General features: G+C 36.4%; 14 protein-coding genes and 1 rRNA gene. 9 read left to right on the top strand and 6 right to left on the bottom strand.

Going from position 1 to position 11,323, the window contains the following annotated elements; genetic code table 11:
- Positions 1 to 80: 80 nt before the first annotated feature.
- Positions 81 to 365, bottom strand: coding sequence for a Nif11-like leader peptide family natural product precursor (locus tag FFR48_RS20040; RefSeq protein ID WP_137668595.1), 285 nt, complete (start codon positions 363 to 365; stop codon positions 81 to 83).
- 196 nt (positions 366 to 561) lie between these two features.
- Here FFR48_RS20040 and FFR48_RS20035 point away from each other — a divergent pair, with 196 nt between their 5' ends.
- From FFR48_RS20035 to FFR48_RS20010, 6 genes are read left to right on the top strand one after another with little or no spacing between them, the layout of a single operon-like run.
- Positions 562 to 879, top strand: a complete 318-nt coding sequence (locus FFR48_RS20035) for a hypothetical protein (RefSeq protein ID WP_137668594.1) — start codon at positions 562 to 564, stop codon at positions 877 to 879.
- On the top strand, positions 876 to 1,238 hold the full coding sequence (locus tag FFR48_RS20030; RefSeq protein WP_096571246.1) for an aspartyl protease: 363 nt from the start codon (positions 876 to 878) through the stop codon (positions 1,236 to 1,238). Before FFR48_RS20035 ends, FFR48_RS20030 begins: the two co-directional genes overlap by 4 nt.
- Positions 1,239 to 1,282: 44 nt before the next feature.
- The gene (locus FFR48_RS20025) at positions 1,283 to 1,600 is read left to right on the top strand and encodes a hypothetical protein (protein WP_096571248.1); all 318 of its coding nucleotides are present in this window, start codon (positions 1,283 to 1,285) and stop codon (positions 1,598 to 1,600) included.
- On the top strand, positions 1,597 to 1,959 hold the full coding sequence (locus FFR48_RS20020; protein WP_137668593.1) for an aspartyl protease: 363 nt from the start codon (positions 1,597 to 1,599) through the stop codon (positions 1,957 to 1,959). Before FFR48_RS20025 ends, FFR48_RS20020 begins: the two co-directional genes overlap by 4 nt.
- A 43-nt stretch (positions 1,960 to 2,002) precedes the next feature.
- Positions 2,003 to 2,320: a hypothetical protein gene (locus FFR48_RS20015; RefSeq protein WP_096571251.1), complete on the top strand. Its 318-nt coding sequence runs from the start codon at positions 2,003 to 2,005 to the stop codon at positions 2,318 to 2,320.
- Positions 2,317 to 2,679 (top strand): aspartyl protease, encoded by a 363-nt coding sequence (locus FFR48_RS20010; protein ID WP_137668592.1) that lies wholly within the window; start codon positions 2,317 to 2,319, stop codon positions 2,677 to 2,679. The genes FFR48_RS20015 and FFR48_RS20010 overlap by 4 nt, the downstream gene beginning before the upstream one ends.
- Before the next feature lie 67 nt (positions 2,680 to 2,746).
- Here the strand turns inward: FFR48_RS20010 and FFR48_RS20005 are convergent, their stop codons facing one another.
- From FFR48_RS20005 to FFR48_RS19995, 3 genes are read right to left on the bottom strand one after another with little or no spacing between them, the layout of a single operon-like run.
- The gene (locus FFR48_RS20005) at positions 2,747 to 4,216 is read right to left on the bottom strand and encodes a DUF1802 family protein (RefSeq protein WP_137668591.1); all 1,470 of its coding nucleotides are present in this window, start codon (positions 4,214 to 4,216) and stop codon (positions 2,747 to 2,749) included.
- Positions 4,217 to 4,222: 6 nt separating this feature from the next.
- Positions 4,223 to 6,163: a P-loop NTPase fold protein gene (locus FFR48_RS20000; RefSeq protein ID WP_137668590.1), complete on the bottom strand. Its 1,941-nt coding sequence runs from the start codon at positions 6,161 to 6,163 to the stop codon at positions 4,223 to 4,225.
- Positions 6,164 to 6,210: 47 nt separating this feature from the next.
- Positions 6,211 to 6,894: a hypothetical protein gene (locus FFR48_RS19995; RefSeq protein WP_096571256.1), complete on the bottom strand. Its 684-nt coding sequence runs from the start codon at positions 6,892 to 6,894 to the stop codon at positions 6,211 to 6,213.
- 434 nt (positions 6,895 to 7,328) lie between these two features.
- Between FFR48_RS19995 and rplI the strand changes: the two genes are divergently transcribed.
- A complete protein-coding gene (gene rplI / locus FFR48_RS19990) occupies positions 7,329 to 7,787 on the top strand; it encodes a 50S ribosomal protein L9 (RefSeq protein WP_096571258.1) in 459 nt (152 codons plus the stop codon).
- 159 nt (positions 7,788 to 7,946) lie between these two features.
- Complete coding sequence (dnaB, locus tag FFR48_RS19985; protein ID WP_096571260.1) at positions 7,947 to 9,734, top strand: replicative DNA helicase; 1,788 nt, start codon at positions 7,947 to 7,949, stop codon at positions 9,732 to 9,734.
- Between the two features lie 77 nt (positions 9,735 to 9,811).
- Here dnaB and FFR48_RS19980 read toward each other — a convergent pair whose 3' ends face one another.
- Both FFR48_RS19980 and FFR48_RS19975 read right to left on the bottom strand, forming a co-directional pair.
- On the bottom strand, positions 9,812 to 10,339 hold the full coding sequence (locus FFR48_RS19980; protein WP_096571262.1) for an FKBP-type peptidyl-prolyl cis-trans isomerase: 528 nt from the start codon (positions 10,337 to 10,339) through the stop codon (positions 9,812 to 9,814).
- A 79-nt stretch (positions 10,340 to 10,418) separates the two neighbouring features.
- Positions 10,419 to 10,742: a phasin family protein gene (locus tag FFR48_RS19975; protein WP_096571264.1), complete on the bottom strand. Its 324-nt coding sequence runs from the start codon at positions 10,740 to 10,742 to the stop codon at positions 10,419 to 10,421.
- A 476-nt stretch (positions 10,743 to 11,218) separates the two neighbouring features.
- Between FFR48_RS19975 and FFR48_RS19970 the strand changes: the two genes are divergently transcribed.
- A 16S ribosomal RNA gene (locus FFR48_RS19970) occupies positions 11,219 to 11,323 on the top strand; the annotation flags it as partial.

The raw sequence follows: 11,323 nt of genomic DNA, 5'->3' as shown, positions 1-11,323 counted from the left end.
CTCTTTTAGGTGTTTTAAGAGCTTTTCTCTCTGTTCTTGAGACAGATGGTTTTTTGCTGGCATAATTCAGAAGCGATCGCTTAGTTACTTAATTCCCTATTATACAATCTAGCTGCACAACAGCTTACCCAAGCTAATTCTTGTTCTGTAAAACTATAGCCATATTCTTTGACTATCGCTATGAACTGTTTTAGGCTGATAGTTTTAGTTATTTGTTTGATGAGAATTTCTCCAGAACTTGATAAGTTTAGAAAATTCTGCACATTATCCCATTGTAAAATATTAATTGCTGGGCTATTTTGAATCTTGTCTAACCAAGTTATATAATCATCCTCTTGCCAAAAGTTCCTGAGTATGTGTCTCATTATTCTCACTCCCAATTTTCGCTTTTATTGAAGTTAAATTTGGTAGAGATTCCCTGTTGTTTAATCTTGCCTTAATTATAAGATGTAAAAATTTCAACTGGTTGTATTTGAACTGTAATCAAAACATAAGTTAACATTTTGACATCAAACTCAGTTTTTGATACCATAATAATAGTGAAAATTAGAGTTTAAAACCATGACACAACTAACACCCAAACCACCAAGAAGAAGAGGCAGAATTTTTCCAGAACTGACTTTATCCCCTGAAGAGTTAGCAAAACGTGAAGCAGAAAGAGAAGCCTTTCATCAGCGTTGTTGGGCAATTTTTGAGCGTGTCCGTCCAGAATTAATGAAAGAACATTATAACTGGTATATTGCTGTAGAACCAGATAGCGGTCATTATTTCATTGATCAGGATATGGAAATTGCTAGTAAAAAAGCACGGGAGCAACATCCTAATGTGATACATTTTCTATTTCGCATTAATGAAACTGGGGTAACTGGTAGAATATGATACAGGGTTATTTTGGTGATGAGGGGCAGTTATTTTTTGAGATTGAATTAATTACAAATGATGGCTTAAACTTGCCTGTTGATGCTTTGTTAGATACGGGTTTCACAGGCTTTATTGCTATTAATAAACAAGATTTAGATGCTTTGAATTGGCAATTTATTAGTGAACAAAGAATGCGAACTGCACAAGGAATAAAAGTATTTGATATTTATTCCGGTAAGGTGATTTTGGATAATCAAGAGTATGAAATACCTGTTTATGCTGGAGATCAATTAACGGAGATTTTATTAGGTTCACGGTGGTTGGAGTTTTTACCTTTAATGGTGAATTTTCCAGCAGGTGTTTTAACTTTAGGGTGATTTTTTGCTACAATTAAAATAATTAAAAATAGGAGTTTAAAACCATGACTCAACTAACACCCAAACAACTAAGAAGAAGAGGTAGAATTTTTCCAGAACTGACTTTATCCTCTGAAGAGTTAGCAAAACGTAAAGCAGAAAAAGAAGCATTTCATAAACGCTGTCGGGCAATTTTTGAGCGTGTCCGTCCAGAATTAATGAAAGAACATTATAACTGGTATATTGCCGTAGAACCAGATAGCGGTGATTATTTCATTGATCAAGACATAGAAGTTGCCAGTCAACAAGCACGGGATAAACACCCTCATGCTGTACATTGTATGTTTAGGTTAAATGAAATTGGGGCAGTTGGCAGAATATGATACAGGGTTATTTTGGTGATGGAGGTCAATTATTTTTTGAAATTGAATTAATCACTACTGATGGTTTCAATCTGCCTGTAGATGCTATGTTTGATACTGGTTTTACAGGCTTTCTTGCTATTAATAAACAAGATTTAGAAGCTTTGAATTGGCAATTTCTGCGTGAACAAGAATTGATAATAGCGCAAGGACAAAAAGCTTTTGATCTTTATTTAGGTAAGGTGATTTTGGATAATCAAGAGTATGAAATTCCTGTTTATGCTGGTGATGAGTTAACAGAGATTTTATTAGGTTCGCGGTGGTTGGAGTTTTTACCTTTAATGGTGAATTTTTCAGCAGATGTTTTGACTTTGGGATAATTTTTGATACAATTAAAATAATTAAAAATCGGAGTTTAACATTATGACTCAACTAACACCAAAACCACCCAGAAGAAGAGGAAGAATTTTTCCAGAATTGACTTTCTCACCGGAAGAATTAGCTAGACGTAAAGCTGAGAATGAAGCAGAACATCAACTTTATAGAGCTATTTTTGAAAAATTACGTCCTGAGTTGATCAAAGATCATTATGGTTGGTATATTGCCATTGAGCTAAATAGTGGTGATTATGTGATTGATCAAGATAAAGAAGTTGCACATAAAAAAGCACGGGAAAAGTTCACCAATACAGATCACTGTGTTTTTTGCTTGAATGAATCGGGAGCAGTTGGGAGAATATGATACGAGGGTATTTTGGTGAGAGGAAGCAGTTATTTTTTGAGATTGAATTAATTACTAATGATGGTTTAAATTTACCTGTGGATGCTTTGTTCGATACAGGTTTTACAGGGTTGATGGCTATTAATACGCAAGATTTAGATAGTCTCCAATGGGAGTATATAGATAAAGAAATTTTGCGAACTGCTCAGGGTGAAATTAATTTTAAAAGATATTTAGGTAAGGTGATGTTTGATAACCAAGAGTATGAAATTCCTGTTTATGCTGGTGATGAGTTGACGGAGATTTTGTTGGGTTCAGAGTGGTTGGAGTTTTTACCTTTGGTGGTGAATTTTTCAGCAGGTGTTTTAACTTTGGCATAGGTTGAGGAAACGAACCACTAAGACACCAAGAGCGTGAAGATAAAAGAAGAAGAAAGAAGAGTTATTTTTATATTGCTAAATCGCGTAGGTAGTAGAATTTATCGTTTTTCCAGTCATTTCCTTTTTCTCTTCCTAAGTAACCGGTTAGGGGTGATGAAAGTTCTATTAATATTTCGTGCATTTCTTCAGGTTTTAATGGTTGTGGTGGATGTGATCCGAAATATGCACCATGTAAAGTATCAACTCCTGTAGATTCTATTCCTGCATTTTGTAGATAATTTTTGACGAGTTGGATAATGTGCGATCGCAATTTTATTTCTTGTTCTACTTTCTCTATATATTCGTTAATCTTATCATCTATTTGCCCCGGTTCTAAATATTTTTTTAATTCCATCAAATCTATAGCACCTGGATATTTGGCTTTTAGTTCTACTAATTTTTGTAATGTCATAGCTTTAATCACACTGGTTTTTGATAGTTTTGCAGATTTAATTAAAGACTCTTTTAGTTGTTTGGTAGGTTCACCCGGTCCAATAATTAAACGTAATGCTTGCAGATAATTTTCTTGCAGATGTCTTTTACCAATTCTATCTAATTCTTCCACTGCACGATCTGGAATGCTTCTACCTGCTTTACATTCGCACACTAAAGGATAAGGTTGAGAACAATATAAATCTAAACCTCCCGCACCTCCTTTACAAGATTCTTCTACTTTAAATCCTAAAAATTCTAAACTTTTACGGGAGATATTTTCAAAATCTGTACCCGCTTGATAGTTAGTTTTTTTCTCTTCAAATTCTATACTTCTATCTCCTAAAGTTGCTATGGTTTTGATCCAAGCTAAATCAGATTTTAGTGTATTTGTCGTTTGTTTGCTACTCCATCCTAAAAATACTCTAATTTCCTGTTCTAATTGTTGTGCTACTAGGTTATTATTAGCGATAGCTAATAATAAAATTTGTAATTCTTCTAGTTCAGGATGTAGGGGAGGTTGGCGGTTTTCTAGTTGTTGTTTACGCTGATTAAATACATGATCACTTAATACGGGTTTAGCTTCAGATACAGAAATGTTATTAGGTAAGGGTGCAAATTTTCCTAGTTTTTCTTGAATATTGGGAATAGCTGGAATTTCATAAGGTTTATCTAAATGATAAACTCTTAAATAGGCCAGAAAAAAATGCGGACGGTTTTGTAATATTTTTTCAAATCTTTCTGGTTTCCAGATGGTTAATTGAGATAAAATATCTAGTTGTTTAGATTTATCTGGAATTTCTAAAAATTCACATCTAGCCCAGGATTTAATTGTAACTTCCTCATAATTAACTTGATTGTTAACACTTTGAGTAGTAGCTAAAAAACTTGAACTGTAATATTTATCTATTCCTATTGTAGAAATATCAACAGGATAAAGGGCGAATATTTGCCCCAAATTTAGTAATTTCTGAGGTAAAGCAGTAATAATTTGCCCTTGTATTAAAGCTTCAACATCAGGAGCAGGTAAACACAAGGCGTTATAAATTGAAATTGATTTATTCATAATTAATTAACCAAATAAATCACTTAAATCATCAGCATCTTCTGTTTCATTCATATTTGAAGAAGTAAGAAATTCGTCTATAATATCTTCATCATCAACATCAGGCATATTACCCGATGGATCACTTAATATTTCTCTCAATAAGAGATTATCAAAAGTAATATTATGCTTAGAGATAATATCAAAAATCTGTTCTTCTGTTAATTGATAATTTTGTTGTTTTTGATAAAGATTGAAAATCGCTATCAATGGGCGTATTTGTTCTTCGATTAAATCTACATTTTCTCCCCCCTTTTGTAAAATCAATTCATCAAACAACCTATATGTTGCTGATTTTTTTTGCATTTGTTTTATTTTGGATTTAGAACGCACTAAACAACCACGTGTTAAATCAAAAGTATGATAGTCATTTAACCGTCTTAAAGCTGCATTTAATGTAAATTGAGAATCTTGGACAACTGCTACACCAATTTTTACTTCTTTACCATTTTCATTACCGATAATTTTGAATTTTATAAAATTGTTATTCTTGGATTTAGGTAAAATATCTTTGGTAATTTCTTCAATTATTACTCCTTCTAATGTTTGTCCTTTTAAAGTGCTAAAGCCAAAATAAAGAGCTTCAGCAATAAGAGCAGCATCCTCTATATATTCTTCAAATCTTGCTTCACTTTCTCTTGTAAAGGCTAGTTCAAACCTTTCCAAAGGATCACTAGGAAGTATTTCTTCTTCAACCTTAAAATTATCTGCACACCATCGCAAAGCTTCCCTAACACTAGGTTTATTTTTACCGTATTCTCTAAGTTGACTTTCTTCAAATGGATAAAGTGGATGGGGAGGAATTAAATTTTTTGAACTGTAATATTCTCCTAACCAAACAGTTGCTAATTCAACCATATAACCAGCATTAATACTATCTAAATTTAGTGGGTTACCTTGTGTAAATTTAGAAATCCTGTCAGGTGTACCACCTGGTATTGTCTTGATCTTGTTAGTCCATATTTCAGGCATCATTACAGTGAGAATAACAATGCCTTGGCTAAGTTCATAGTTTTCCAGAGTGTCATGGAGAATTTTAACTAAATTAGCAATTACGCATTCTGTGGGCAAACCATCCTCAGTAGAGTTGTTGTAAACATCGATTTCATCAAAACAAATAACTACTGGGTTATAAAAACTCACTAAATTTAAAATTTGCTGAATATTTTTAAGAGCTTCAGCTTCTCTATCTTGAGGAGTTTTACTAGGATTAGGTAATCCCAATTCATCAGCATTTAATTGAGCTAATTCCTCTCCAGATAACCATTTACTTGCAAAAGGGGCTTGGGTTTCTGAAAGTGTCCACAAAATAGCTCGAATAATGTAGGGATCTGCATCAGGTTTATTTTTAATCACCTGTTTTTGCAGGGCATTCATGAGATTTTTATTTTTAGTCAAACTACTTTTATAGGCTTGGTCAAATTTTTTGACTAACTCTGCTGGACTGAGTGCATTTTCTTTACCTTCATTGGCCATAGCTGCGGCTACTTCTTGCCACTGCATTACTTCCTGACTACCAGTTTTACTGAGACTATCTGCTAAAGTTTGCTGGAATTGGTACTTCACTAAATTTAAGTCTGTATAGTTACTAGCACCTGAATAAACGAATAAAGCGCCGCCTACTTTTTCTAGTTCATGACGAATACGACTAAGGAGATGCGTTTTACCAACTCCCTTTTGTGCAGTGATCGCAATTGAGGTTACTTTATCTTGACTAGATTTACTTTTCTTGACAACTTCGATGGCTTTAAAAACTTTATTAGAAGCATGACTATTTAAAGTAGGTACATCGGGAAATCCTTTTCCCCAAATATTCTGTTGTTGAGTAATTCCAGCGTTAGTAAATGGATTATGACTATTGATAGCGGCGTTAACAGCTTCTATGGCAGAAACAGGGGTATTTGTCATGATAATTTCTTAGGTGTCAGGAACGAAAAAGTTTAGAAATAATTTGATTAAATCAAGCGTTTAGCATAAGAACGTAGTTGTGTCCCAGGTATAGAAATTGAATCTTCCCGTTTATCAGGGGTAAAATCTGGTATTTCTCCTGTCATCAGTTGCAAAATATCATCAGCTTGCATTTCTACCAGCCATTTATTGAATTTTTCGCGGCTAACTCGTTCACTTATTTCTCTTCTAATGCGATAAATAGGCACTAAATCATCCAGGTTATATTCGTAATTCAACTTATCATAAACATCTAAAGCTACAGTCTTAAACTCCTCATAAGAACCAATAACCCCACCCTTAACCCCATTACCAGACGCAACCGGCGCACCTAACACAACATTAAGATCACTTATCCACCGCAACAGTGCATTAGCAGCCCAAGTACCAACAATAGTTCCCTCAAACTTAAACTCTTTACTACGCAAACCCGCACCCAACACCTCTAAACCAGTTGGTGATGTGAGAGTATAACTAATAGCAGAACCTTTTTTAGAGACAGCGATCGCTCCCTGTGCTTCCAAATCCTCTAAAATACCCTGATAGTCCGCCATCTTCTGACCCTTAGACACTACCCGCTTGCCTAATTTACCCTTAGCTACCTTCTGCTGACTTGCTCCCAAATCCCACAACGCAAGCAGCAAGCGAGTTTTAGCGTAACTTGCCTGTAAATCCTTAATCTTTGAACTCATGGTAATGTGTGTTAAATAACTGCAACTATTATAATAGTGATTGTAATTTTTATGTCACCACAACTCAAAAATTGTTTATTTTCTCAATATTGCCGATCAATAGCGCAAAATATCTACACAAAAAGCAACAGAGAATTTACCTAACTTATAAAATATCTGGACTGATGCAAAACAGAAGCAAAATAGCGGTAATTCATGAATTACTCCCCCAGAAATAATCAGATTTTTAGTCCAATCTTACGTAAGTCCTCAAATATATTGAGCAAATATTGGGCAAAGTTTTTGGGGATTGAGTGTTGCGATCGCCCCCCATAATTCGTTAAAATATCTAGTCTTTGGGATATAAACAAAGTCGCTTCTCGTCAAGCTACACTTTTGTAACCTATCCTGCTGACACCTAATTTAACGAGATTTTACAGGAAAAAAGAAAAACAATGGCCAAACGAGTGCAGTTAGTATTAACAAAAGATGTGAGCAAGCTGGGAAAATCCGGCGACTTAGTGGATGTAGCTCCCGGCTATGCTCGTAATTATCTCATTCCCCAGAGTCTAGCTACTCAAGTTACCCCCGGTATTTTAAGACAAGTAGAACGCCGTCGTGAACAAGAACGTCAACGTCAACTAGAACTTAAACAACAAGCACAAGAGCAAAAAGCAGCCCTAGAAAAAGTTGCTAAATTAACAATTGCCAAGCAAGTAGGCGAAAACGAAGCCATCTTCGGTACTGTCACCACCCAAGATGTAGCAGATGCAATTAAAGCAGCTACCAGTCAAGAAATTGACAAACGTGGTATCACCATTCCTGATATCAACCACCTGGGTACATACAAAGCCGAAATCAAGCTGCACTCTGAAGTAACAGCCCAAATTGATATCGAAGTTGTTGCCAGCTAAGATAGGTGACAGGTGACAGGTGACAGGTGACAGGTAAGAAGGTTATAGGGTAATGAAGAAAATTAAGTATTGCCTTTTGCCTTTTGCCTTTTACCTGCAAACTACCAAGTTAAGCTTGAAGCTAATATTTAAATCCTGCTGATAAATCCTAAATTGCTTATGGCTGAAGAACTAAGTTTTCAAGGTGATGGCAGCGATCGTCTCCCACCCCAAAACATCGAAGCAGAAGAAGCGATTTTGGGGGGTATTCTCCTAGATCCAGAAGCTATAGGAAGAGTACGCGATCGCCTTGTTCCCGAAGCCTTTTATATTAACGCCCATAGAGAAATCTATCAAGCCGCCCTCACTCTTCACGCCCAAAGTAAACCCACAGACTTACTTTCCCTCACCAGTTGGTTAACAGACAACGATAAACTAACCCGCATTGGTGGCAGAAATAAATTAGCCACCCTAGTAGATCGTACAGTTTCAGCAGTTAACATAGATGCCCTAGCAGAATTAGTCATGGAAAAATACCTGCGACGGCAATTAATCAAAGCAGGTAACGAAATTGTACAACTAGGTTTCGAGACACAAACAGAATTACCCATAGTTTTAGATCAAGCAGAACAGAAAGTATTTAGTATTACTCAAGAAAAACCAGAATCAGGTTTAGTTCACATAGCAGATACATTAATTAACGCCTTCCAAGACGTTGAAAAAAGACATGAAGGCATTGCTTTACCTGGTATTCCCTGCGGTTTTTATGATTTAGATGCCATGACTAGCGGTTTTCAGCGTTCTGATTTAATCATCGTCGCTGGCAGACCATCAATGGGAAAAACAGCATTTTGCTTGAACTTAGCTCACAACATCGCCGCAGGTTATAAATTACCAGTCGCAGTATTCAGCTTAGAAATGTCAAAAGAACAGCTAGTACAAAGACTATTAGCCAGTGAAGCCCAAATTGAAAGCGGTTATTTACGAAGTGGACGTATTAGCCAAACCCAATGGGACTCTTTAGGTCGTGCAATTGGTATGCTTTCAGAAATGCCCATTTTTATTGACGACACTCCCAATATTACAGTTACACAAATGCGGAGTCAAGCGCGAAAACTCCAAGCACAACAGAACACAGAACTAGGATTAATAATAATAGATTATCTACAATTAATGGAAGGCGCAGGAGATAATCGCGTACAAGAACTATCAAAAATTACCCGTTCTTTAAAAGGTTTAGCAAGGGAATTATCAGTACCAGTAATTGCCCTATCACAGTTAAGTCGGGGAGTAGAAGCAAGGACTAATAAACGCCCGATGTTGTCAGATTTAAGAGAATCTGGTTGTTTAACAGGTGATAGCTTAATCACTTTAGCAGATACTGGATTACAAGTACCAATTAAAGAATTAGTAGGTAAATCTGGTTTTGCAGTTTGGGCATTGAATGAAAAAACAATGAAGCTAGAAAAAGCTATTGTGAGTAACGCTTTTTCTACAGGTATCAAACCTGTATTTACCTTAAAAACTCGACTAGGAAGAAAAATTAGAGCAACTGCTAATCACAAATTCCTCACAATTCATGGTTGGAAAAAACTAGATGAGTTAAGTCCTAAACAACATATATGTTTACCAAGACATCTATCTATTTCGGGTAAACAAACCATGACTGATTGGGATAAAATTGTCGCAATCATACCAGATAGAGAAGAAGAAGTATTTGACTTAACAGTTCCCAATTTACATAACTTTGTCGCCAATAACATCATTGTTCATAACTCCATCGAACAAGATGCAGATTTAGTCATCATGCTTTACCGCGACGAATATTACTCACCAGACACACCAGATCGCGGAATAGCAGAAGTCATCATAGCCAAACACCGTAACGGACCAACAGGAACAGTAAAACTATTATTTGATCCTCAATTTACAAAATTCAAAAACCTAGCTAGACCAAACAATTATTAATAATAACAGGTAATTGATAATCGGTAATTGGTTTACCCATTACCCATTACCCATTACCCATTACCCATCACCAAATTTTATTTAATATCCAACAATTCCACATCAAAAATCAAAGTAGCATTAGGAGGAATCACACCACCAGCACCACGCGCACCATAACCCAACTCAGAAGGGATAATCAACTGACGGCGATCGCCCACCTTCATTGTACTCAGACCTTCATCCCAACCTTTAATGACTTGTCCTATACCAATTTTAAAACTAAAAGGTTGACCGCGATCGCGTGAACTATCAAACTTCTTCCCATTTTCCAAAGTACCAGTATAGTGAACTACAACCGTTTGTCCCTTTTGAGGAGTAGCTTCACCATCCCCCTTTGCTAATTCAATATACTGTAGTCCAGAGGAAGTAGTTACGACATTCGCATCAGACATAATATTGCTCGCTACTAGAGTAGTTTTTTCTTCAATTACAGCAGTGGAAACTGGTGGATTGTGACTTAACTTAGCAGCAACAGCAGTATCCTGATTACCACCCATTTGTGCTAATACCAAAGCCACAACACACACCAGCATGAATACCACGCTCAAAAAAATTCCTTTCAAAATCAGCCCTCCCTATATAGGTAGCTTGGTAAACAGATTACCAACAGGACAGAAACCAGTTTAAAACACAATCCGCACTCTAACGCCACAGCTTATTTTCCAAATCCCGCACCTGACGCTCCAAACGATCAATTCTTCCCCGCAGTTCATCCACCTCAGACTGACGAGCAACCCCCAAATCTTGCATCATATTCCGCATCTGCCGTTGCATCTGCACTTCCCAATTACCCTGCTCCGACTTCAACTGCTGCACAATATCATCCATCACCACCTTAGCTTGCTCAGGATTCAACTTCCCATCCTTCACCAATTCATCACCTACCTGTTTAAGCTTATCAGCAACCAAAGATGTAGTTCCTAAACCTAACATCATTAACTGTTCCAACCAGTTATTGCTATCCATACATCCTTCCTATTTATTTGATATATAACCAGCAGACCTTCCATCCTGAACCCCAAAAGACCATCCTGAATGCCCACTGATCCTAGCTTACAGATATATTTTGGCAAATTTGACCACATCAGCAAATTAACCTCACCACTTCAAAAACTCAAATAGATCACAAAATCCAACCCTTTCTCCTCCCCTCTGCACAAATAATGGTAGTCCCAACAGCACCAAACCCTGTTCCAGTAAAGCTTTCAACCCATTCCCCAAAAAGTCTAAAAAATTTTTGAAAAAGTAGTTGACATTCCCAGAGAGGTCAGCTATATTAAATGAGGTGAGGCAAACGAAGCCCACCACTGAACCGAGACAAAATAATACTTTGAAAGAAAAAAGACGACCATTCCTCGTCAAAGAAATTTAACTAACGAATTCTGGCGATAAAAAAGGAATTCGGAAGTAAAACAAAAATAAAAGAGCTAAACAAACTTAACAAAACGGAGAGTTTGATCCTGGCTCAGGATGAACGCTGGCGGTATGCTTAACACATGCAAGTCGAACGGACTCTTAGGAGTTAGTGGCGGACGGGTGAGTAACGC

The organism is Sphaerospermopsis reniformis, from assembly GCF_005402885.1.
Classification (GTDB): domain Bacteria; phylum Cyanobacteriota; class Cyanobacteriia; order Cyanobacteriales; family Nostocaceae; genus Sphaerospermopsis; species Sphaerospermopsis kisseleviana.
This window is presented reverse-complemented; position numbering and strand designations above follow the sequence as displayed.